At 59.2% G+C, this 22,240-nt stretch carries 18 protein-coding genes and 2 pseudogenes; 11 read left to right on the top strand and 9 right to left on the bottom strand.

The window, feature by feature from the left end:
- Positions 1–97 precede the first annotated feature (97 nt).
- The gene (locus NBV64_RS01885) at positions 98–1,072 is read left to right on the top strand and encodes a carbon-nitrogen hydrolase family protein (RefSeq protein ID WP_250756573.1); all 975 of its coding nucleotides are present in this window, start codon (positions 98–100) and stop codon (positions 1,070–1,072) included.
- Positions 1,073–1,205: 133 nt separating this feature from the next.
- Here NBV64_RS01885 and NBV64_RS01880 read toward each other — a convergent pair whose 3' ends face one another.
- The 6 genes and pseudogenes from NBV64_RS01880 to cyaY form a co-directional block, all read right to left on the bottom strand.
- Entirely contained in the window at positions 1,206–1,982 is a 777-nt protein-coding gene (locus tag NBV64_RS01880; protein WP_250756572.1) for an ABC transporter permease, read from the bottom strand.
- Positions 1,982–3,214, bottom strand: coding sequence for an ABC transporter substrate-binding protein (locus NBV64_RS01875; protein ID WP_250756571.1), 1,233 nt, complete (start codon positions 3,212–3,214; stop codon positions 1,982–1,984). The genes NBV64_RS01880 and NBV64_RS01875 overlap by 1 nt, the downstream gene beginning before the upstream one ends.
- Before the next feature lie 28 nt (positions 3,215–3,242).
- Positions 3,243–4,088 carry an ABC transporter ATP-binding protein gene (locus tag NBV64_RS01870; protein ID WP_250756570.1) on the bottom strand — a complete coding sequence of 282 codons (846 nt, stop codon included), beginning with the start codon at positions 4,086–4,088 and terminating at the stop codon, positions 3,243–3,245.
- Positions 4,085–5,155: pseudogene (locus NBV64_RS19100) on the bottom strand (acyl-CoA dehydrogenase family protein); the annotation flags it as partial. The gene NBV64_RS01870 and the pseudogene NBV64_RS19100, both read right to left, overlap by 4 nt.
- 87 nt (positions 5,156–5,242) lie before the next feature.
- Positions 5,243–5,779, bottom strand: a pseudogene (locus NBV64_RS01865) (carboxymuconolactone decarboxylase family protein); the annotation flags it as partial.
- 60 nt (positions 5,780–5,839) lie between these two features.
- Complete coding sequence (cyaY, locus tag NBV64_RS19050; protein ID WP_274984798.1) at positions 5,840–6,328, bottom strand: iron donor protein CyaY; 489 nt, start codon at positions 6,326–6,328, stop codon at positions 5,840–5,842.
- A 20-nt stretch (positions 6,329–6,348) separates the two neighbouring features.
- Between cyaY and NBV64_RS01855 the strand changes: the two genes are divergently transcribed.
- From NBV64_RS01855 to NBV64_RS01815, 9 genes are all read left to right on the top strand, one after another.
- Positions 6,349–7,311: an IS110 family RNA-guided transposase gene (locus NBV64_RS01855; protein ID WP_011804582.1), complete on the top strand. Its 963-nt coding sequence runs from the start codon at positions 6,349–6,351 to the stop codon at positions 7,309–7,311.
- Between the two features lie 588 nt (positions 7,312–7,899).
- Positions 7,900–8,139: a c-type cytochrome gene (locus NBV64_RS01850; protein WP_250756568.1), complete on the top strand. Its 240-nt coding sequence runs from the start codon at positions 7,900–7,902 to the stop codon at positions 8,137–8,139.
- Between the two features lie 41 nt (positions 8,140–8,180).
- On the top strand, positions 8,181–9,425 hold the full coding sequence (gene glyA, locus NBV64_RS01845) for a serine hydroxymethyltransferase (protein WP_250756567.1): 1,245 nt from the start codon (positions 8,181–8,183) through the stop codon (positions 9,423–9,425).
- 232 nt (positions 9,426–9,657) lie between these two features.
- Positions 9,658–10,221: a formate dehydrogenase subunit gamma gene (locus NBV64_RS01840; RefSeq protein WP_250756566.1), complete on the top strand. Its 564-nt coding sequence runs from the start codon at positions 9,658–9,660 to the stop codon at positions 10,219–10,221.
- Positions 10,218–11,789, top strand: a complete 1,572-nt coding sequence (locus NBV64_RS01835; protein ID WP_250756565.1) for a formate dehydrogenase beta subunit — start codon at positions 10,218–10,220, stop codon at positions 11,787–11,789. The genes NBV64_RS01840 and NBV64_RS01835 overlap by 4 nt, the downstream gene beginning before the upstream one ends.
- An 11-nt stretch (positions 11,790–11,800) precedes the next feature.
- Positions 11,801–14,719 carry a formate dehydrogenase subunit alpha gene (gene fdhF / locus NBV64_RS01830; protein ID WP_250756564.1) on the top strand — a complete coding sequence of 973 codons (2,919 nt, stop codon included), beginning with the start codon at positions 11,801–11,803 and terminating at the stop codon, positions 14,717–14,719.
- 19 nt (positions 14,720–14,738) lie between these two features.
- A complete protein-coding gene (gene fdhD, locus NBV64_RS01825; RefSeq protein WP_250756563.1) occupies positions 14,739–15,569 on the top strand; it encodes a formate dehydrogenase accessory sulfurtransferase FdhD in 831 nt (276 codons plus the stop codon).
- A 16-nt stretch (positions 15,570–15,585) separates the two neighbouring features.
- A complete protein-coding gene (locus NBV64_RS01820) occupies positions 15,586–15,846 on the top strand; it encodes a formate dehydrogenase subunit delta (protein ID WP_250756562.1) in 261 nt (86 codons plus the stop codon).
- A gap of 69 nt (positions 15,847–15,915) precedes the next feature.
- A complete protein-coding gene (locus NBV64_RS01815; protein WP_250756561.1) occupies positions 15,916–17,583 on the top strand; it encodes an OFA family MFS transporter in 1,668 nt (555 codons plus the stop codon).
- A gap of 157 nt (positions 17,584–17,740) precedes the next feature.
- On the opposite strand, the gene NBV64_RS01810 is transcribed toward NBV64_RS01815, so the two are convergent.
- Positions 17,741–18,166 (bottom strand): FMN-dependent NADH-azoreductase, encoded by a 426-nt coding sequence (locus tag NBV64_RS01810; protein ID WP_250756560.1) that lies wholly within the window; start codon positions 18,164–18,166, stop codon positions 17,741–17,743.
- A 100-nt stretch (positions 18,167–18,266) separates the two neighbouring features.
- On the opposite strand from NBV64_RS01810, the gene NBV64_RS01805 reads away from it, so the two are divergent.
- Positions 18,267–19,417 (top strand): IS3 family transposase gene (locus NBV64_RS01805; RefSeq protein WP_250756559.1). Its coding sequence is split into 2 segments (ribosomal slippage): positions 18,267–18,516 and positions 18,516–19,417, totalling 1,152 coding nucleotides; the frame shifts between segments, so codons are not numbered across the junction.
- A gap of 332 nt (positions 19,418–19,749) precedes the next feature.
- On the opposite strand, the gene istB is transcribed toward NBV64_RS01805, so the two are convergent.
- Both istB and istA read right to left on the bottom strand, forming a co-directional pair.
- Positions 19,750–20,553 carry an IS21-like element ISThsp10 family helper ATPase IstB gene (gene istB, locus NBV64_RS01800; RefSeq protein ID WP_250756558.1) on the bottom strand — a complete coding sequence of 268 codons (804 nt, stop codon included), beginning with the start codon at positions 20,551–20,553 and terminating at the stop codon, positions 19,750–19,752.
- Entirely contained in the window at positions 20,543–22,069 is a 1,527-nt protein-coding gene (gene istA, locus NBV64_RS01795; RefSeq protein ID WP_250756557.1) for an IS21-like element ISAlsp1 family transposase, read from the bottom strand. The genes istB and istA overlap by 11 nt, the downstream gene beginning before the upstream one ends.
- Positions 22,070–22,240 lie beyond the last annotated feature (171 nt).

Here is a 22,240-nt window from a genome sequence, read left to right as displayed (position 1 = left end):
ATCAAGCGTTGCGTTTGTAAATCTCGAATCATCACTACGATGTGTTTATCCCCCGCTGTCTGAAGTGAATGGCGGGCCATTTCTAGGAGAGATAGCTATGTCAAATAATGAGACTTTTCAAGCAGCGGTTGTTCAAGCCGGCTCTGTTGTATACGACACTCCGGCGACCTTGGAAAAACTGGTGCAGCTGACAAACAGGGCAGCGAGACAAGGCGCTAAGCTCGTCGTGTTTCCGGAAGCGTTTATTGGTGGATATCCCAAGGGCCTCGACTTTGGAGCGCGGCTTGGAACTCGAAGTGATGAAGGGAGGGATGAATTTCGTCGCTACTTCGAAGGAGCCATTGAGGAACATGGGCCCGAATCTGATGTCCTGTCTGGAGCGGCCCGCTCTAGTAAAGTGTATCTGGTGGTGGGAGTTATAGAGCGCGCGGGTGGAACGCTCTATTGCAGCGTCTTCTTCTACGGGCCTGAGGGCCAATATCTAGGCAAGCACCGCAAGTTGATGCCTACAGCCTTGGAGCGTCTCGTTTGGGGCTTTGGCGACGGCTCGACATTGCCAGTCCTAGATACCGAACTGGGCAAGCTCGGTGCAGTGATCTGCTGGGAAAATTACATGCCCCTTCTGCGTACGGCGATGTATGCCCAAGGCGTGCAGCTTTACTGCGCTCCCACCGTCGATGCTCGCGAAACATGGCTTCCCACGATGCAAACTATTGCATTGGAAGGGAGGTGTTTCGTGATATCGGCCTGCCAATACATGACTTCGGAAGACTTCCCGAGCGGTCATAGTGCCAAGACGCAAGGACCGGAGAAAACGGTTCTTATTCGAGGTGGCTCATGCATTATTGATCCGCTCGGGAAGGTCTTGGTCGCCCCAACCTTTGACGAGGAGGGTGTCTTTCTCGCTGAGATCGATGTCAGCACTATTTCACGTGGGAAATTCGATCTTGACGTAGTTGGTCACTACGCTCGACCCGACGTGTTTCAGTTGCGGGTGAACAGGCAGCCACTCGTGCCGGTCTCGTTCACCGACGAGGTTCCTCGCACAGCAGTTTCAGAGCCCTTGGAGTAGAAACGGGGGCCGAGTCTGCTGCGTACCGTCCCTGGACAAAATCGCACCGCACATGGCGCGCTACTTAGTCGTTACGGCGTGCACCTCCGCCCACGTGTAGAACCGATAGGCGGTAGGCAAGCGCGAACAAATGTCAGGAACTCGCGGGATCGCGTGTCCAAAGGCGGTAGCCTATCCTGGCAGCCGCATCGAGCGCATAGCCCAAGATGCCAATCACGACGATCGTTGCCATCAATTCGTCATAGGCCAGGCGGTCTCTCGTGTCGAGGATGAAATAGCCAATCCCCGATGCGACGCCCAGCATTTCTGCGGGCACCAGAACGATCCAGATGATCCCGATCGCCAGGCGGAATCCGGTCAGTACATGGGTCACCACGCCCGGCAGCACTACCTGGACAACAATCTCCGTGCGTGTCGCACTCAGGCTCTTGGCCAGTCGCAGCCAGTTCGGATCCATCGCAGCAACACCCGCGGCAGTGTTTAGCAGGATCGGCCAGACTGCGGCGAAGACCAGCAGGAACACCACTGGGGCATCACCGATACCCAGCGCCATGACCGCCAGAGGCATCCAGGACAGAGGAGAGATCATCCGCAGCAGCTGAAATAGCGGCGTGACGGCCTGCCGGAAGGCATGTGACATGCCCAGTGCCAAGCCTGCGGGCACGCCGAGCAGGACAGCGAACAGGATGCCCAACGCAACTCGCTTCAGGCTTGCAACCACATGAGGCCAAAGCTCCCCGCTACCCAGCAGCCCCAGCAGAGCCTTGCCGCTGGCGGCCGGCGAGAACGCATGTGCGATCGGCGTGCGCGCCTCAAGCGCTAGGATTCCCACCGCCCATAATGCGACGGCTGCCGCCAGCCCGCCGAGCGGCAAAAGCAGCTGTCGTTGGAGCGTGCGTCCACCGCCCATCAACCAAGCACCTCTTTCCGAGTCCAACCCCCTTCGACACCGAATGCCTGCAAGCCACCGACCTGCTCAATCGCCTTTCGCACGAAGCGGTCGTCGACGAGGTCGCGCGCGGCGAAGGCTGGGTCGAGTTTCGCGAGGAAGTCCGCGTTGCCTTCGACACGGGTTACGCGCAACGACTCGACCAGTTGCTCGGTGTAGCTCGGGAATGGGTAGGGTTGGAAATCAATGCGACGCTGCTGCCAATCCTTGTGACGCAGGACGCCCGAATCCTCGTAGGGACGGTAGGCATTGGGTAATAGGACCTTCTCCAGCACGGGAAGGTTGTGCGGGGTGTACTTTCCCTCGCCGTCGCGTGCCAGTAGCTTGGCTGTGTCGCCACCGTGATCACGAATCCAGAGCTGTGCCTTGACCGCGGCATTGGTGACACGTTGGACCCACTCGGGTCTTTCGGCGATGTCTTGTTCAGCCAGCGTCAACACGCAGCATGCATGATCCTTCCATACATCTCCGGTAAAGCGCAGCACCTTACCAACGCCCAGCGATTCGGCGGCCGCGTTGAACGGATCGGCGACGATGAAGCCGGCAATGCTCTTGTTGGCGAGTGCCGAGACCATTTCGGCAGGTGGGAGCACGATGAGGTTGACTTCATGGTCCTTCAGGGCAGTATCTCGAGGGCGGCTTACGACTTCCAACTTGTTCTCGCGCAGCATGCGCTGCAGAACAACGTTGTGGATCGAATACCAGAAAGGGATCGCAACCACCTTGCCCCCAAGGTCTGAAACCGATCCGATGCCCGGCAGCACGGTCAGCGCCGAACCACTCATGTGATTCCAGGCGACAACCTTGGCCGGAAACTTCGTTCCATAACGCATCCAAAGCGTTGCGGGCGAAAGCATATGAATGACGTTGACCTGACCTGCGATGAATGCCTCGACCAGCTGCGCCCAAGAGCGAAAGAGCCGGGGCTGCTCGGTACGCAAGCCCTCGGCTTCGTATAGCTTGCGTCCGTGAGCCACCAGCAGCGTGGTTGCGTCGGTTATGGGCAGGTATCCAATGCGGACCGGCTTGTCGTCACCCTTGAAGGCCTGTGCGCGTGCATCGCGCAGGGTTAGCAAAGGTGCCATCGCAGTGGCGGCAGTCAGAGCGCCAAGCCGCAAGACGTCGCGGCGGGTCAGGTGGCAATCGCAGCTACTGCTGCTGCAGATGTGAAGGTAGCGGTCGTAGCGGGTCATGCTGTGAGTCCTTTCATACGGTCGGAAGTCAGATATGCAGTGACTGCAAGGTGTCGTGTATCTCGAAGTGCAGTTCGGCCGCAGCCAGGGCGCGACTTTGTCTCGGCCGCTCAATGCCGACCCGCCACTCCCGAACTATCCGCGCAGGCCCTTCCGAAGTCCGCCCCATCAGGAGGATGCGATCGGCGACGACGATGGCCTCGTCGATATCGTGGGTGACCAGGAGCACTGCTGCCTTCCACCGCTGAACCAGGGTGATCAACAGGCTCTGCATCTGAGCACGGGTGATGGCATCCAACGCTGCAAAAGGTTCATCCGCGAAAAGCAGGACGGGTTCGCGTACCAGGGCGCGAGCCAGAGCCACACGCTGCGCCTGTCCCCCGGAGAGTTGCGCGGGATAGCTGCGCGCCAGATGCTGCAGCCCGACTGCCTCGATCGCTGCCTCGACCCGGTCCTTTCTCGCCTCGGCGCTGGCTCTCGGCTGGTGCTTGAAGTTCAGCCCGAATGCAACGTTAGAACGCACGTCACGCCATGGCAGCAAGCTGGCGCTCTGGAATATTAGGGCCGAACGTGGATGTGGCCTACTGAGGCTTTCTCCCAGGAAACGGATTTGGCCTCGTTGTAATGGCTCGAGGCCTGACAGCGTTCGCAGCAGTGTGGATTTGCCGCATCCGCTACTGCCGAGTAGGGCAACGATCTCACCCGCGCCCACCTGCAGATCCAGATCATGGAAGACGGGGGAATGCTCCTGATATGCGTAAGCCAGCCCCTGTGCTTGCAGAGGTATCGCGGACACAGGGCCGTGGGCGTCCCCGTGCAACGTCGTCACCAGCGGGCTCGCGCGTGCGGGGCGCTGTTTCGGTCCCGAAGTCATTGTTTGAATGCGATGGGTTTGTTGTCGGCCGCGCCCCTGCGACTGGCCAGCAGATCGAGCTGGAGCTCCAACTGCGCAAGGCTGGGTGTGATCACGGGAATGAAAGCCGCCTCTCGCCAGCGACGTGTGAATCCAGGGGCCTGATGCTCCAGATAAGCACGACCACCCCAAGCCTGCAACTCCAAGGAGAGTGCATCGCTGACGTGACGCGCCAGCGCGATCCTCAAGCGGAACAACGCGCCCGGGTCCTCAGCGAAACGGCCGCTTTCCAGGCCATTAAGTAGTGAACTGACGTCAGCCTGCAGAATCTGCTCCAAACCGTCAATTTTGGGTTGCAGGTTGGGACGGCGACCGGCCTGTTCCCTGGCCGCTGCAATGCTGGCGCGAGCCAAACCGATGGACATGCCGCACTGGAAGCCGAGGAACTGGGGCCGGATATGTGGAAGCCATGCCTCCAAGTCTGCATGCAGCAGATCCTCGGGACCAGCGAGCACGTTTTCGAGCCGAACCGCGGCCACATCGCTACCGCGAAGTCCAATGAGCGAAAGATTGGCACTGCGCTCAACACCGGGTTGAGTCGAGCGGAAGGCGAACACTGGCACAGGGCCCGGCGTTGACGTTTGGGCGGCAGCCGCCACACTGAAGCCACCCGCCCTCAGGTTCGTCACCCAGGGCAGCGCGCCGTCAATCCGCCAGTGCGGCTGTTGATCGAAGGACTCATCGACAGGCGTGGCAACGATTTCCAGCGATTCGATTCCGCAGACGAACTTCATTGCGTTGGACATTCCTGTCGCACCAGCCCAGACGCCTCCCAACAGCGCGGGCAGTTCACGCTCTCGCAGCGGTTGGTTATCGCTTTTGATGACGAATTCGGTGTAGCAGCGATGCCCCCACAGAACGAATGAGGCTGCAAGCGAATCCTGCGCCAATGACGCGATCGACTCCACAACTTCGGCCGCAGACCCGCCGCTACCACCAAGTTCCTCGGGAACGCCGATACGCGTCAACCCGCGTGCTGCGAGGCGTCCAAGAAGATCGGTCTGCGCTGAGCTTTGATCCAACGACTCGGCTTCATCAGCAAGCCAGACGTCCAGTTCTTCGTCCTGGGCACGCGGGCTGGAGAGTGTTGGCCGTTCGCTCAGTGCGCCGATTGCAAAGCGTTGAAGCTCGGGATTGATATCGGAACGCGCGAGGTTGTTGGCGAAGTTGCAAAGGGTCGCCAAGCTGACGCCGAGTACGACGTCGAGGGCCTGTCGCTCGGAGTAGCCGGCCTCGAGGAACAGTCGCAATGTGGCATCGGCCACCGCTCCGCGTGTGGCGATGACCTCTTTGGTGAAGTCTGCTAGAGCCTGTAGCTTTGCGTCCGACAGCGCTTCGCCATATTGCAAGGCCAGCACATCGTCATGCCCGAAGACCTTGCCCTTGACGACGGTCGCCGTATGCCCGGCCACGCAAAAACCACAACCATGGATGCGTGCCGCTGTGAGTTGAACCACCTCCCGCTCGGCCAAATTCAAGGACGATTTACCGTTCGTTGCCCCTACACCGAGATAGGTTTCGAGGGCCTGGGGAGAGCCTGAGAGAACGCCGATCAGATTGGGGACGAAGCCGTTGTTGGCCTGAACCTTTTCAATGAGTGGACGACTTGCTTCAGGGGCGGACTCCGCCGAATGGACTGGAAGACGGGACATGATGTGACCTGTAGTGAAAAATGGATAAACCGACTCAAGCCGAGGCAAACGCCATCGGCGTCAGGGAATCTCGACGGACAGGGGTGTTGATGCGAGCTCACTGCATAGCCGCGACAGCGTCTCGCTGAGCTCTTCATCCGTCCGCGTGTCGCGCCATCGATCACCGTCGCTGCGCCGGTAGTGATACCCCGCCCCGCGGGCTGCAACCCAAAGTTCATGCAGGGGTGGTTGGGTGTTGATCAGCACTGGGCCGTCCACGAACGTCAGCGTCAGCATGCTGCCGTTGCGTGCCCCTTCCACCTCGACATCAAAGTCTTGAAACCAGGTTTCGACCTGGTGCTCAACCGCATCAAGCACAGCAGTGCTTGTATCTTTAAACCAGACCAGCGCGGTAGAGTCTGAACGCCGTTGAGGCGGCCAGACCGGCCCGTGCAGTTTGGTAGGCGCTGGGGTGATAGAGCCCGTGACTGAGTACAGAACGCATGGCCGCCGCGCTGGTCTTCGTGAAGCCCGAACGGTTACGCGCGCCTTGATTGAGCGCGCATGCACAAGCAAGGGATCTGAAGATCATGTCTGTTACCTCAGTGACGGTGGGCATCGACGTGGCCAAGGCGCACGTGGATGTCTGTGTGCTGGGTGCCAAGAGCAGCGCCCAGCGGTTTGACAACGATGCCGAAGGCCACTCGGCGCTGGCGGCTGCCCTGCAGCCCCTGGACGTGGGTCTGGTGGTGATGGAGGCCACCGGCGGCTACGAGGCCGCGTTAGCGTGTGCCCTGCAGGCCACAGGCCTGCCCGTGGCGGTCATCAACCCGCGCCAGGCGCGCGACTTCGCCAAATCCATGGGACGCCTGGCCAAGACCGACGCGGTGGATGCGCGCACGCTGGCCGAGCTGGCAGCGGTGCTGCTGCGCCGCGACGATCTGCAGCGCTTCTTGCGCCCCCTGGCCGATGAGCGCCAGCAGTGGCTCGCGGCCCTGGTCACGCGCAGGCGCCAGTTGCTGACCATGCTCCATTCGGAGCGCCAACGGCTGCAGATCACGCCCAAGAAGCTGCACGCCAGCATCGAGGCCATCGAGGCGGCGATCAAGGCGCAGCTCGATGAGATCGAAGAGCAGATGGTCACGCATGTGCGCGAGCACTTTGGGGAGCTCGACACGCTGCTGCAGTCGGCTGCGGGAGTCGGCCCGGTGGCCAGTGCCACGATGATTGCCGAGCTGCCAGAGCTGGGCCGGCTGAACCGGCGCGAGATCGCTGCATTGGTGGGCGTGGCGCCCATGGCCAATGACTCCGGCGGCAGCAAGGGCAGGCGGCGCGTACAAGGCGGGCGCTTCGAGATCCGCCGCGTGCTGTACATGGCAACGCTCACGGCCACCCGCTACAACCCGGCCATCAAGGCCTTCTACGAGCGTCTGAAGGCCGCTGGCAAGTTGCCCAAGGTCGCCCTGGTCGCTTGCATGCGCAAGTTGCTCACCACGCTCAACGCCATGGTGCGCACTGGAAAACCTTGGGACAAGTCGCTTCATTGCGCTTGACTTCGAAGACGGTTACTCAGTCGGCGGAATTCATCGTCGTCCATACCATCTCCAAACGGCTCGGTTTCCTGTGGACTGCCTGGTCGGGCCACCTGCGACGAGGTCGTTGTCCCGCCCTTGGTCGTCAGGTGACTTGGCTGCGATCACCGGCCATCCACTCCCCATAAACAGAACTTCATGCGCTACGGATTGGTGCTCGCAGCACACAGGCTTGATGTCGCAAACGGGCAGCTTCTTCCGCGTCGGCCTCTCTAGCCACACGACAATCCATGCAAAATAAGTAATAAACACATACAATATTGATATATGCCATACATTATAGCATTTGTATGGTTAAGGTTGTATGCAATCGGTTGTCGGATTTCACAGACCCAGTTGCTTGGGGACGGGTTGTTCAAGCCCGTAGGAGCACCCATGAACTTCCTTCTTCCATGCAACCTGACCTTATGAACAGCCATCCTCGAACTTCAGTCGGACAAGGACGACGCCATGGTGACAAGTAGATCCCGCAAGTACGCATGGACGTGCTCTTGGTTCGCATGTGCGGCAGCGGCCGTGCTGAGTTACAGCGCAGCGGCATCAGATACGTTGATTCGAAGTAAGGCCTGCCTGGCCTGTCACCAGATCGATCGGAAGGTCGTTGGACCATCCTTTCAGGACATCGCCGCACGACATGGCGACAAGCCAGATGCCAGAGACATTCTCGCCCGGAGCATTCGCAATGGCAGCACCGGCGCGTGGGGTCGGGTTCCTATGCCGCCCAATGCCAGGATCTCGGTCGAGGAAGCCAACAAGCTGGCGGAGTGGGTTCTGACACAGAAACCCTAGAACGGATTTCATTGTTTTTCATAACGAAAGGAAGCTTCATCATGTTTGACCGCAGCCGTACGCTCCAGCAAGCCGATCCCGACCTGTGGTCGGCCATTGAGCGGGAAAATGAACGTCAGGAGCGACATATCGAACTGATCGCTTCGGAAAATTACACCAGTTTAGCCGTCATGCAAGCGCAAGGGTCGCAACTGACGAACAAGTACGCTGAAGGCTATCCCGGCAAGCGCTATTACGGCGGATGCGAATTTGTCGATATCGTCGAGCAGATCGCGATCGACCGAGCCAAGCAGCTCTTCGGCGCAGAAGCGGTAAACGTGCAGCCGAATTCTGGCTCCCAAGCCAACCAGGCGGTCTATATGGCTGCCATCCAGCCAGGCGATACCGTGTTGGGTATGAGCCTCGCCGAAGGGGGGCACCTGACACATGGATCGCCAGTTAACTCCTCAGGGAAACTGTATAACTTCGTCGCCTACGGACTCAACGCAAAGGAAGAAATCGATTACGACCAAGTGGCACGGTTGGCGCATGAGCACAAGCCGAAGCTGATCGTTTCCGGAGCGTCGGCTTATTCGCTGCGCATTGATTTTTCACGGCTGGCCGAGATTGCTCACGAAAGTGGCGCGCTGTTCATGGTCGATGTTGCCCATTACGCCGGACTTGTCGCAGGCGGTGTTTATCCAAACCCGATACCGCATGCCGATTTCGTGACCACAACCACGCACAAGTCCCTGCGCGGTCCTCGCGGCGGGCTGATCATGTGCAAGGCCGAGTATGAGAAGGCCGTGAATTCGGCCATCTTCCCAGGCATCCAAGGCGGCCCGCTTGAACACGTGATTGCGGCTAAGGCAGTGGCACTCAAGGAGGCGTTGGAGCCGGAGTTCAAAACCTATGCCGCACAGGTATTGGCAAATGCCAAAGCCATGGCAGAGACCCTGACCGAACGCGGTCTTCGAATCGTTTCGGGCCGCACGGAAAGTCACTTGATGCTCGTTGACCTGAGAGGCCGTGGTCTAACCGGAAAGGACGCCGAGCGAGTGCTGGGACAGGCACACATCACCGTGAACAAGAATGCCGTCCCTAACGATCCGGAGAAGCCTTTCGTGACCAGCGGTATTCGTCTGGGTACACCAGCAATGACGACAAGGGGCTTTAAGGAAGGTGAAGCCAGACTGACAGCGAACTTGATTGCCGATTTGCTCGACGCGCCCACAGATCATGCTTCGATCGCGAACGTCCTAAAGCAGGTAGACAACCTGACCCGACAGTTCCCCGTATACGGATAAGGCTCCTGTAGGGGCTGGTCGTGGTCCCCGCGGCGAGCCCCCTGTTGATGAAATGTAGGCATTCAAATTCCATACAACAACTATCATAGTAGGGTTTGTGCGCATACAAAATATGAGCTATACCGTACATAATCGACTTGTATATGGAAAAGGTGGTTTGGCACGCTCCCCTCGGAAAGCCGCTAATACCAGCCACGTCTTACTCGGGGCAAGCTGACATAGGAGACATGCCATGTTTCATGCTGAGGCAAAATCCAAACTGCCCTCTAGGGATAGGGCACCGGGCGGCATCGATAACAAGAGCAATGCCGTAGGCATCCAGGACGAAGTCGCCGCCATAACCAGGCGGACAATAGTTCAGCTCAAGGACCGGCCTGGTGCGCTGCTGCCGATCCTTCACGGTATCCAAGAAGCGCTGGGACATGTTCCGGCGGAGGCTGTACCCATCGTGGCTGAGGCGATGAGCCTTTCCCGAGCCGAGGTGCACGGCATCCTCACCTTCTATCCGCACTTCCGAACTGCGCCACCAGGCAGACACGTGCTCGAGGTATGCCGTGCAGAGTCCTGTCAGGCGTTGGGTGCAGAACGTCTTGCCGAGCACGTTCGCCTCCGCCTGGGCTGCGACTTCCACTCCACAACGGATGACGGGGCATTCTCACTTGAGCCAGTCTACTGCCTGGGTCTTTGCGCGCAGTCACCCGCTGTGATGCTTGACGGGCAGCCGCATGCCCGCGTCACACCAGACAAACTCGACAGGCTACTTCGGACTGCGTGCGAACAGGAGGAACTGCAATGACTGGTCCTGTCACGTTCTACGTGCCCCGTGACGCTGCGGCGCTAGCCATGGACGCCGATGCGGTTGCCAAGGCCATTCAGCGCGAGGCCGAAAGCCGTGCAGTTCCCATCACCCTTGTGCGCAACGGCTCACGCGGCCTGCTCTGGCTTGAACCGATGGTCGAGGTGCTCACCCCGACCGGGAGGATCGCGTACGGCCCGGTGCAACCGGAGGACGTGCCATTGCTCTTTGACGCCGGGTGGCTGCAAGGCCGCGCCCATGCGCTGTGTCAAGGCCTGACGGAGGAGATTCCGTACCTGAAGCGCCAGGAACGCTTGACGTTTGCGCGGGTCGGCGTCATCGATCCCCTCTCACTGGAAGAGTATGCGGCGCACGGCGGCCTGGAAGGCCTGCGACGCGCGCTTTCGATGACGTCTGCGCAGATCGTGGACGAAGTAACACAGTCCGGGCTGCGCGGACGCGGCGGAGCAGCCTTCCCAACCGGGATCAAGTGGAAAACGGTACTGACTACGCCCGCCGATCAGAAGTACATCGTCTGCAATGCCGATGAGGGCGACTCCGGCACCTTTGCTGACCGCTTACTTATGGAAGGTGACCCCTACGTACTGATCGAAGGCATGACGATCGCGGGCGTGGCGGCTGGCGCTACCTTGGGCTACATCTACGTACGGTCCGAGTATCCGCACGCCATCGAGGCTTTGAATGCAGCTATCGGCCGGGCCCGCGAAGTCGGCTGGCTGGGCGACAACGTGCTCGGCAGCGGCCATCGCTTCGATCTCGAAGTTCGCAAGGGAGCAGGCGCATACATCTGTGGAGAGGAAACGTCGCTCCTTGAAAGTCTTGAAGGCAAACGCGGCTTGGTACGCGCTAAGCCGCCCCTGCCTGCCATCCAGGGACTGTTCGGAAAGCCCACGGTGATCAACAACGTGATCTCGCTGGCCTCGGTGCCCATCATTCTGGCGCGTGGAGCAGCGTTCTACCAGGACTACGGGGTGGGCCGCTCGCAAGGCACGCTGCCTTTCCAACTAGCCGGCAATCTGAAATACGGCGGCCTCGTTGAGAAGGCTTTTGGACTGACCTTGCGCGAACTGCTGTATGACTTCGGCGGAGGTAGCGCCACAGGCAATCCGCTGCGCGCTGTCCAGGTGGGCGGACCGCTGGGGGCGTACCTCCCTGAATCGCAATGGGACATCCCGCTGGACTATGAGGCCTACGCAAAAGCGTCGGCCATGATCGGCCACGGTGGACTGGTGGCCTTTGATGAGAGTGTGGACATGCTGCACATGGCGCGCTACGCCATGGAGTTCTGCGCGGTAGAGTCCTGCGGCAAATGCACGCCCTGTCGCATCGGCTCAACGCGCGGCGTCGAGGTCCTGGACAAGATCGCCGCAGGCGGCGAAGCGGGGGAGCAGCAGATCCACCTGCTTCGAGACTTGTGCGACACGATGCTGAGCGGATCGCTTTGCGCTCTGGGCGGCATGGCGCCGTTTCCGGTGCTCTCCGCCCTGAACCACTTTCCTGAAGATTTCGGCATTTCCGCCGAGTTAGCTGCCGCGCCGGCGGCATGAAGGAGTCCATCATGCTGGAAACCGTCCTCAAACGTGATCGCGACCTCGGGACCCCGGCGCGCGAATCCGAACACCTTGTCACGCTGACTGTTGACGGCCGTGAGATCTCGGTGCCCGAAGGCAGTTCGGTGATGCGCGCAGCCGCCGAAGCAGGCATCAATATCCCAAAACTTTGTGCTACCGACAGCCTCGAGCCTTTCGGCTCGTGTCGATTGTGCTTGGTCCAGATCGACGGTCGGCGCGGTTATCCTGCATCCTGCACCACCCCGGCCGAAGAGGGCATGGTGGTCTATACAGAGACGCCCAAGCTCCACGATCTGCGCCGCAGCGTGATGGAACTGTACATCTCTGACCATCCGCTCGATTGCCTGACCTGTCCGGCCAACGGGGACTGCGAGCTGCAGGATATGGCCGGCGTAGTGGGCCTGCGCAATGTTCGCTATGGCTACGAGGGCGCCAACCATCTTCAGGACACCAAGGACGAGTCCAATCCCTATTTCACCTATGACCCGTCCAAATGCATTGTCTGCAACCGGTGCGTCCGCGCGTGCGAAGAGATCCAGGGAACGTTCGCGCTGACCATCTCCGGGAAGGGTTTTGCCTCACGTGTTTCACCGGGTCAGAACGAGTCGTTTCTGGATAGCGAATGCGTGTCATGCGGCGCTTGCGTGCAAGCCTGCCCGACGTCCACGCTTCAGGAGAAGACCGTCATCATGCTGGGTCAGGCCGAGCATTCGGTCATTACGACTTGCGCGTACTGCGGCGTGGGCTGTGGCTTCAAAGCGGAGATGAAAGGGAATCAGGTCGTGCGGATGGTGCCGTGGAAAGACGGCAAAGCCAATGAGGGCCATTCCTGCGTGAAGGGCCGATTCGCCTGGGGATATGCCACCCACAAGGACCGTATCACCAAGCCGATGATCCGCAAGGCGATCACCGATCCATGGCGCGAAGTGAGCTGGGACGAAGCAATTGCCTACGCGGCCAGCGAGTTCAAGCGAATCCAGGCCAAGTACGGTCGTTCTTCGGTCGGCGGCATCACGTCCTCGCGCTGTACCAACGAAGAAACCTACCTCGTGCAGAAGCTCGTGCGTGGCGCCTTTGGAAACAATAACGTGGACACATGCGCGCGCGTTTGTCATTCGCCTACGGGATACGGCCTGGGTCAGGCCTATGGCACTTCGGCAGGCACCCAGACTTTCAAATCGATCGAAAAAACAGATGTGGTGCTGGTCATCGGGGCGAACCCGACAGACGCCCACCCGGTGTTCGGCTCGCGCATGAAGCGGCGACTACGCCAGGGAGCGAAGCTGATTGTCATCGATCCCCGTACGATCGACCTCGTCGACAAGTCCCCTCATATCCGCGCCGAACACCATTTGAAACTGCGTCCAGGCACGAACGTCGCCGTCCTGACGGCAATGGCACATGTCATCGTCACAGAAGAGTTGCAGGACTCGGCCTATATCGCAGAGCGGTGCGATATGCGCAGCTTCAATAACTGGCTGGAGTTTGTGCGCAAGCCGGAAAACTCACCGGAAGCGACCGAGTCGACTACTGGTGTGTCGGCAGCCACCGTCCGAAGCGCTGCGCGTCTATATGCCACGGGCAAGAGTAACGGCACCGCGGCAGATGTTGCCGCTCATCGTCCCAATGGCGCGATCTATTACGGGCTGGGCGTGACTGAACATGCTCAGGGCGCCACCTCCGTGATGGCCATTGCCAACCTGGCGATGATCACCGGTAACATTGGGCGCGAAGGCGTGGGCGTAAATCCACTGCGAGGCCAGAACAACGTCCAGGGTTCCTGCGACATGGGTTCGTTCCCGCACGAGCTCCCAGGCTACCGCCACGTTTCCGACAGCACGGTGCGCGCTGATTTCGAAGCAGAGTGGGGTGTCACGCTTGATCCGGAGCCGGGCCTTCGGTTACCCAACATGTTCGACGCGGCCGTGGCCGGCAGCTTCCGCGGCCTGTATTGCGAGGGAGAGGACGTCGTGCAGTCCGATCCCGACACCCAGCACGTCGCTGCAGCATTGATGGCGATGGAATGCATCGTTGTTCAGGACATCTTCCTGAACGAGACGGCGCAGTACGCTCATGTCTTTTTGCCAGGCTCCTCTTTCCTCGAAAAGGACGGCACCTTCACGAATGCTGAACGGCGTTTGTCGCGCGTCACCCAGGTCATGCCTCCCCAGGGCGGCTACGCGGACTGGCAAGTCACTGTAAAGCTTGCCAATGCCCTGGGCATGCCAATGCACTATTCGCATGCGAGCGAAATCATGGATGAAATCGCTCGGCTGACACCGACCTTCAGGGGAGTGTCGTTCAAAAAAATCGAGCGTCTCGGCAGCGTGCAGTGGCCTTGCAACGAAGACACTCCCGAGGGCGGTCTGGAAACCATGCACATCGGAGAGTTCGTGCGCGGCAAGGGCCGCTTCTTGATCACGAAATATGTGCCCAGCGACGAAAAGGTGACGCGCAAATATCCGCTGCTGTTCACCACGGGCCGAATCCTGTCTCAGTACAACGTCGGTGCGCAAACTCGTCGTACGGAGAACAACACATGGCACCCAGAAGACAGGCTGGAGATCCATCCTGTCGATGCCGAAGACCGTGGGATAAACGACGGCGATTGGGTCGGTATCGAAAGTCGCGCAGGCTCGACTGTGCTTCGTGCGCTCATCACGGAACGGATGCAGCCAGGCGTTGTGTATACGACTTTCCACTTTCCCGAGTCTGGGGCCAACGTCATCACGACAGACAGTTCTGATTGGGCAACCAATTGTCCCGAGTACAAGGTGACGGCTGTGCAGGTGTTGCCAGTCACACAACCGTCCGAATGGCAGCGCACGTACTCACGCTTCCGTCGTGTGCAAGAAGAACTGCTTGAACGCGCCCGAGATAGTGAGGCACTAACTGGCGCCAAATGAACGAGTCGAAGGCGGAGTCATGAATCAGTCCGCGTCTTCCCTCTCCAGCTATGCCGACAGTGCTCGGGTCGGAGTTTCCCGAATACATGCGAGCGCGCTGACAGGTTCTTTTCAGGAGGACCATGTAGCCGAGGAAACTCCTATAGCTCTGGAGTACAACGGCATCAGCTACGCGACCATGCTGGCCACACCGACCGACCTCGAGGATTTTGCTCTTGGATTCTCTCTGACCGAGGGAATCATCAATCGACCATCGGACGTGCGCGGCATAGAACTGAGACCGGAGCGCAACGGCATCGTGGTGGAGCTCGAGATATCGAGTGCGTGTGCGATGCACTTGCGTGAACGACGTCGCGCAATGGCCGGCCGGACGGGTTGTGGGCTCTGCGGTGTGGAATCCCTTCCTGAGGTGCTTCGTGAAATTCCACCCGTGACAGCGACTGCGGCCCTTTCCGCACGCATCGCACTGCATGCCATGAGCATGATGCGCACCCGACAGTCGCTGCACAGATTGACAGGTGCGACTCACGCTGCAGGTTGGGCGGGCTTTGACGGCCACCTCGAATTCGTCCGCGAGGATGTTGGTCGCCACAACGCCCTCGACAAGCTTGTTGGTGCGCTGGTACGTAGCGACAGGGATGCCGCGACTGGAATGGTTCTAGTGTCAAGCCGTGCCAGCTTCGAGATGGTCCATAAGGCCGCATCGGCTGGCGCTGGCCTACTGGCTGCAGTCTCCGCACCCACCGCATTGGCTATCCGCACAGCTAAACAAGTCAATCTGACACTGCTCGGATTCATGCGTCAGGACGACGCCGTCATTTACTCACACCCAGAACGAATCATTTCCTGATGTAGCGGAGCCCAGTATGGAAATCAGAAATTTAGTCCGCATGGCCAATCGGATCGGAGATTTTTTCGAAGCCATGCCAGACCGACAAGAAGCGCTTGAAGAAATTGCCAATCATATACAGAAATTTTGGGAGCCACGAATGCGCCAGGAGTTTCTCAGCTTCCTGGAGCAGCATCCAGACGGTGATGGAGGTGAGTACCAATTGAATCCTCTCGTCTTGTCTGCTGTGGTTGCTCAACGCGAGCGACTTACACCGGTCGAGTTTCGTGAGCCTTGATCAGTAGTTCGAAATTGACACATAAAAAAAGATACCCAAAGGCCTGACTGCCGTTGGAGGAGACACCTTATGAACCATACGACCACATTGGATGTGCCCGATTTACGTCCAGGATTCCTAGACAAAGAAAGAACGATCGCCGGACCAGGCTTTAACCGGTGGCTTGTTCCTCCAGCAGCACTGGCCATTCACCTTTGTATTGGAATGGCCTATGGCTTTTCTGTCTTCTGGATTCCCTTATCCAAGATTGTTGGCGGGGCGACGCCACTGGCCTGCCCGTCCGAAATGAGCCTGCTGGCCGAGCTGTTCACCACCTCCTGCGACTGGAAAATCTCCACCATGGGGTGGATGTTCACGCTGTTCTTCGTCCTGCTGGGTTGCTCCGCCGCATTGTGGGGCGGATGGCTCGAGCGGGCCGGCCCGCGAAAAGCAGGTGTCGTCTCGGCCCTTTGCTGGTGTGGTGGGTTGGTCATTTCGGCAGCCGGCGTTTATCTGCATCAGATGTGGATGCTGTGGCTGGGGTCCGGCGTGATCGGTGGTATCGGTCTGGGGCTGGGCTACATTTCCCCTGTCAGCACGTTGATCAAGTGGTTTCCCGACCGGCGCGGCATGGCGACCGGGATGGCCATCATGGGGTTCGGAGGCGGCGCCATGATCGGTGCACCGCTGGCCGATCTACTTATGCGGTACTACGCGACGTCGACCTCTGTGGGTGTCTGGCAAACCTTTCTGAGCATGGCTGCGATTTACTTCGTCTTCATGATGTCCGGGGCGCTAGCCTACCGCGTGCCGCCTAGCGGCTGGAAACCCGCGAACTGGACTCCTCCTGCCACTCACTCCAGCAACGTGATGATTACCCAGCGTCACGTTCACGTGAACAAGGTCTGGGGCATCCCCCAATTCTGGCTCGTGTGGTGCGTCCTGTGTCTGAACGTGACTGCCGGCATCGGCATCATCGGCATGGCTTCGCCGCTGCTCCAGGAAATGTTCGGCGGTCAATTGATCGGTGACACAGCGCTTGGCTACGCCGACCTCAACCGCGAACAAATGGGAGCCATAGCCGCCATTGCCGCTGGCTTTACCGGCTTGCTCAGCTTGTTCAACATCGGCGGACGATTCTTCTGGGCGAGCCTATCCGATCGACTGGGGCGCAAGCGTACCTACATGATTTTTTTCGTGCTGGGGTTCGTGCTGTATGCCGCCATTCCCTGGACTGGCCACATGAGTCAACTGGCGCTGTTCGTAGGGGCATTCTGCGTGATCCTGTCGATGTATGGAGGCGGCTTCTCCACAGTGCCTGCCTACCTGGCCGATCTGTTCGGGACCCAGATGGTGGGAGCTATCCATGGTCGGTTGCTGACAGCATGGTCCGCTGCTGGCGTCTTCGGACCGGTCTTAGTCAACTACATCCGCGAATACCAGTTATCGATCGGTGTGCCACGTGCGCAGGCGTACGACGTCACCATGTACATCCTCGCCGGCATGCTCATCTTAGGCTTCCTCTGCAATCTTGCGATCAGACCCGTGCATGCGAAGCACTTCATGAGCGACGAGGAGCTGGTGCGTGAGAAGGCTCTCGCCCATGATCGAACAACTGCGACGCAAGTGCACGGGCCAAGCGCTTCAACGTTCCGTACACCGTTGGCTCTGGTGCTGGCCGCTTGGGCGTGCGTCAGTGTTCCCTTGGCTTGGGGCGTCTGGATTACGCTGCAGAAGGCAGCAGTTCTCTTTTATTAAACCTTTAGCTTGAACGAGGAGACCAACAATGCCCCTGGGCCAGACTTCCACGGTTCACATTCGATGAAGTCCGCTATGCAGTATTCAAAGGAAAATGAAGGACCGAAGACTGTGAAGCAGGATTTATATTCGGTTTCTTCATCTGCCGTTAGAACCCTCAAAGAGCCAAACCAAGCTCACGAGCACTTTCACGGGCAGGTCCTCGCGCTGCAGCATCAGCTTCCGGTCCAAACAGTGTTCCTTCCACAGTGATGGCATGCACCTCATTGATGCCTACCATGCGCGCCCACGTGCGTAGGTAGGCTAGCTGAAAATCGAATTCCTTCTCTGGATAGTCTCCCCCGAGGGAGGCACCGCGGGCAGCCACAACTACCAGTTTCCTGCCGCCCAGCGTGCCTACAAGATTCTGGCCGTCGAACGTATAGAGCACGTTCTTCTGTGTGACAGCATCGATTAGATGCTTCAACCTATACGGAATACCGAAGTTCCACATCGGAACACCCATGACGATGACATCTGCGGCGTGGAACAACTGTCCCATTTCACTGATGCGCGACCACACCTTCGCAACATCTCCCGTCATTTCCATTCCTGCCAAGCTCGCGTACTTTGCTTCAAGCTGAATCGACCAGGGTTTAGTAGATAGTTTTGAGCCTCCTATTTCAGTTTTAATAGGAGCCCAAATGAAAGCACAACGTTACCCCGAAGAATTCAGGATTGAAGCAGTCAAGCAAATCCTTGAACATGGCCACAGCGTGGCCGATGTCTCACGCCGTATTGGTGTGAGCACCCACAGCCTCTACAAATGGATCAAGCTGCAGCAAATGCCCGTAGCACAGCGTCGTGAACAGATCGGCCAAAGCGAAGAGTTGCGCCGTTTAAAAGCTGAACTCAAACGCGTCACCGAAGAGAGAGATATCCTAAAAAAGGCAGCGGCGTACTTCGCTCGTCAGTCCGATTGAAGTACGCCTTCATAGCAAGCAATCAGGCCGTCTTTAGTATCTCGCGCATGTGCCGTATGCTGCATTTGCACCCCAGCGGTTATTACGCCTGGAAAGCCAAGCCTGAGAGTGAACGTGCCCTTGACGACCGTAGGCTGCTGGGCCTGCTCAAGCAGGCATGGCTGGAGAGTGGCGGAGTCTATGGCTACCGCAAGCTGACCATGGATATGCGCGATTTGGGCGAGAGCTGCAGCAGGCATCGCGTTGCCAGGCTGCTGCGCCGCGAAGGCCTAAAAGCACAAAGAGGCTATCGCAAACGCCCATATTCCAAAGCAGGCGCACCAGCGATAGTGGCTCCCAATCTGCTGGAGCAGCAATTCACGGTGCAGGCCCCTAACATGGCCTGGGTCACGGACATCACGTATATCTCAACACATGAAGGCTGGCTGTACTTGGCTATGGTGATTGATTTGTACTCTCGCCAAGTGGTGGGCTGGGCAATGGGCAGTCGCATCGATACGCAGCTTGCGCTCGATGCTCTGCATATGGCTGTTTGGCGCAGAAGACCCAGTGAAACAGTCATTGTTCATTCGGATCAAGGCTGTCAATTTACAAGCCATGAATGGCAGAGTTTTTTAGAGGACCACAACCTGTGCTGCAGTATGAGCAGGCGCGGTAACTGTCACGATAACGCCGTGGCAGAAAGCTTCTTCCAACTGCTCAAACGCGAACGCATCCGTAAAAAAACCTATGCCACAAGGCAGGATGCGCGCAGCGATGTCTTCAACTATATTGAAATGTTCTACAACCCCATTCGCAGGCATTCCTCTGCAGAGGGCCTATCTCCTGTAGAGTTCGAGAGACTCAATTCCATGAGGCTCAATACTGTCTAGGAAATTCTGGTCGATTCAACATGACGTGTTTTTACAGAGATTGCGATGGGGTACAGACAGTTGGGTCGCTCTAGGCTGAAGGTTCCCGCCTTGAGCCTGGGTACGGCCACCTTCGGCGGAAAAGAGCAAGATCTTTGAGCAGTTTGGGGAGACGGGGATTGATGTAGCTCGACGCATAGTCGATCTCTTCCTCGATCATGGAATCGTTCACTTTGAAACGGACGATACCTATTCGGAGTGTCTCTCGGAGAAGATTCTCTGTTGATTTCCACGCAAAGCTGACCCACCATTTCCATCGAATCTTGACCCACCCTGGTTCGTGAACTTCACGCTCACGTTGTGGATAAGTTCTTGGTCGCCTTCTCCTTCTTGGTGGTCTGTGGTGGTTGCTGTGCGGAGCTGTTCTTGAACCTGTAGCTGTCGTTGCCGGTTTCCAGAATATGGCAGTGATGCGTGAGTCGGTCCAGCAGTGCCGTGGTCATCTTGGCATCCCCGAACACACTGGCCCATTCGCTGAAGCTCAGGTTGGTGGTGATCACAACGCTGGTGCGCTCGTACAGCTTGGACAGCAGGTGGAACAGCAAGGCTCCTCCTGACGTGCTGAATGGCAGGTAGCCCAGTTCATCCAGGATCACCAGATCGGCATAGGCCAACCGGTGGGCCAACTGTCCGGGCTTGCCGTTGGCCTTCTCCTCTTCCAGTGCATTGACCAGCTCCACCGTGGAGAAGAACCGCACCCTGCGGTGATGGTGCTCAATGGCTTGCACCCCGAGGGCTGTGGCGATGTGGGTCTTGCCCGTACCCGGGCCACCCACCAGCACCACGTTGTTGGCGTTCTCCAAGAATTCGCAGCGGTGCAGCTGGCGTACCAGTGCCTCGTTCACCTCACTGTGGCCGAAGTCAAACCCAGCCAGGTCCCGGTACGCAGGGAACCTGGCCACCTTCAATTGGTAAGCCACTGCGCGCACCTCCCGCTCGGCGGTCTCGGCCTTGAGCAGTTGGGACAGGATGGGCTGTGCTGCGTCGAAGGCCGGCGCACCTTGCTCGGCCAGTTCCGCAACCGCCTGGGCCATGCCGTGCATCTTGAGCTCGCGCAGCATGATCACGATGGAAGCGATGGCAGGGTCATGACGCATAGCGCACCTCCCTCAATTGGTCGTAGCGAAGCACATTGGCCTGGGGTTCCACCGCCAGCTTGAGAGCCTGGGGCGAGGTGACCGGTGCTGGAGCGGGCTTGCCGTCCAGCAGGCGGTGGAGCACGTTCAGGATGTGGGTCTTGCTGGCAGCTCCCGACTCTATGGCCAGCTCCACTGCGGCGAGCACAGCTTGTTCATCGTGGTGCAGCACCAGTGCCAGAACCTCCACCATCTCCCGGTCGCCGCCGGGTTGCTTGAGCAAGGTGGCCTGCAGGCGCTTGAAGGCGGGCGGCAACTCCAGGAACGGCGCGCCATTGCGCAAGGCCCCGGGCTTGCGCTGCAACACCGCCAGGTAGTGGCGCCAGTCGTAGACGGTCTGTCCCGCACCATGGTGGTTGCGTTCGATCAGGCGCCGGTGCTCGCAGACGATCTGGCCTTCGGCCGCGACCACTAGGCGATCCGCGTAGACCCGCAGGCTCACCGGCCGATTGGCATACGGCGCTGGTACGCTGTAGCGATTGCGCTCGAAGTGGACCAGGCAGGTGGGCGAGACCCGCTTTGTGTGCTCCACAAAGCCATCGAAGGTCCTGGGCACCGGCATCAAGGCAGCCCGCTCCGCGGCCCAGACGTCCGCGACGGTGCCCGGCAGCTTGCCATGCTCGATCTCATTCCATAAGGCCACGCAGCGCTCCTCAAGCCAGGCATTGAGCTCCGTCAGGCCAGGGAATGGCGGAACGACCTGCCACAGGCGATGACGGGCATCGCGCACATTCTTCTCCACCTGGCCCTTCTCCCAGCCGGAGGCAGGGTTGCAGAACTCGGCCTCGAACAGGAAGTGACTGACCATGGCCGCAAAGCGCGCATTGACGTCGCGTTCCTTGCCACGGCGCACCCGGTCTACAGCGGTGCGCATGTTGTCGTAGATGCCACGGCGGGGCACACCGCCCAGGACTGCGAATGCATGGTTGTGGGCATCGAACAGCATCTCGTGCGTCTGCAGCGGATAGGCGCGCAGGTAGAACGCTCGGCTGTGGCTGAGCTTGAAGTGGGCTACCTGCAGCTTGGTGCGCACTCCGGCCAGCACTGCCCAGTCTTCGCTCCAGTCGAACTGGAAGGCCTCGCCCGGGCCGAAGGCCAGGGGAACGAAGGTGCCGCAGCCGGTGGTCTGCTGGGCCACCACGCGCTGCTCTTGCCAGAGACGGGCAAAGGCGGCAACCCGGTTGTAGGAGCCGGTATAGCCCAGGGCCTGCAGATCGGCGTACATCTGCTTGACGGTGCGCCGCTGCTTACGGGATCGGCCTGCTTCTGTCTTGAGCCAGCCCGAGAGCTTCAAGGCAAAGGGATCGAGCCCGGAACGGCTGACCCGCTTGGGGTAGCGCGGCTCGGCCTCGCCTGCTCGCAGGTACTTGCGGATGGTGTTGCGCGAGAGGCCCGTGCGGCGGGCGATCTCCCTGATGGACAGCTGCTCTCGCAGGGCCCAGCGCCTGATGACACTCAGTGTTGCCACGTCTATCACTCCTGGTCTCCTGCTGCTCAAAGAAGCAGCAGGTTAGGGTTAGTACGTGGGTCAGGTTTGGATGGAAATCCCGGGGGTTAGTGGGTCACTTCTGCGTGGAAATCAACAAAGATTCTCGGAGAAGCGCGCAAAAGGAATCGCAATCCCGAACGGCTCGCATAGCTGACATCT

Origin of the sequence: Alcaligenes sp. DN25 (assembly GCF_023674485.1) — a bacterium.
GTDB lineage: Bacteria > Pseudomonadota > Gammaproteobacteria > Burkholderiales > Burkholderiaceae_B > Alcaligenes > Alcaligenes phenolicus.
This window is presented reverse-complemented; position numbering and strand designations above follow the sequence as displayed.

Bases quoted from the DNA above. Each gene is read 5' to 3' on its own strand.
- NBV64_RS01875 (WP_250756571.1), bottom strand. From the start codon at position 3,214: ATGACCCGCTACGACCGCTACCTTCACATCTGCAGCAGCAGTAGCTGC.
- glyA (WP_250756567.1), top strand. From the start codon at position 8,181: ATGTTTGACCGCAGCCGTACGCTCCAGCAAGCCGATCCCGACCTGTGG.
- NBV64_RS01835 (WP_250756565.1), top strand. From the start codon at position 10,218: ATGACTGGTCCTGTCACGTTCTACGTGCCCCGTGACGCTGCGGCGCTA.
- fdhF (WP_250756564.1), top strand. From the start codon at position 11,801: ATGCTGGAAACCGTCCTCAAACGTGATCGCGACCTCGGGACCCCGGCG.
- istB (WP_250756558.1), bottom strand. From the start codon at position 20,553: ATGCGTCATGACCCTGCCATCGCTTCCATCGTGATCATGCTGCGCGAG.
- NBV64_RS01820 (WP_250756562.1), top strand. From the start codon at position 15,586: ATGGAAATCAGAAATTTAGTCCGCATGGCCAATCGGATCGGAGATTTT.
- NBV64_RS01815 (WP_250756561.1), top strand. From the start codon at position 15,916: ATGAACCATACGACCACATTGGATGTGCCCGATTTACGTCCAGGATTC.
- NBV64_RS01855 (WP_011804582.1), top strand. From the start codon at position 6,349: ATGTCTGTTACCTCAGTGACGGTGGGCATCGACGTGGCCAAGGCGCAC.
- NBV64_RS01880 (WP_250756572.1), bottom strand. From the start codon at position 1,982: ATGGGCGGTGGACGCACGCTCCAACGACAGCTGCTTTTGCCGCTCGGC.
- NBV64_RS01870 (WP_250756570.1), bottom strand. From the start codon at position 4,088: ATGACTTCGGGACCGAAACAGCGCCCCGCACGCGCGAGCCCGCTGGTG.
- NBV64_RS01840 (WP_250756566.1), top strand. From the start codon at position 9,658: ATGTTTCATGCTGAGGCAAAATCCAAACTGCCCTCTAGGGATAGGGCA.
- NBV64_RS01810 (WP_250756560.1), bottom strand. From the start codon at position 18,166: ATGACGGGAGATGTTGCGAAGGTGTGGTCGCGCATCAGTGAAATGGGA.
- fdhD (WP_250756563.1), top strand. From the start codon at position 14,739: ATGAATCAGTCCGCGTCTTCCCTCTCCAGCTATGCCGACAGTGCTCGG.
- NBV64_RS01885 (WP_250756573.1), top strand. From the start codon at position 98: ATGTCAAATAATGAGACTTTTCAAGCAGCGGTTGTTCAAGCCGGCTCT.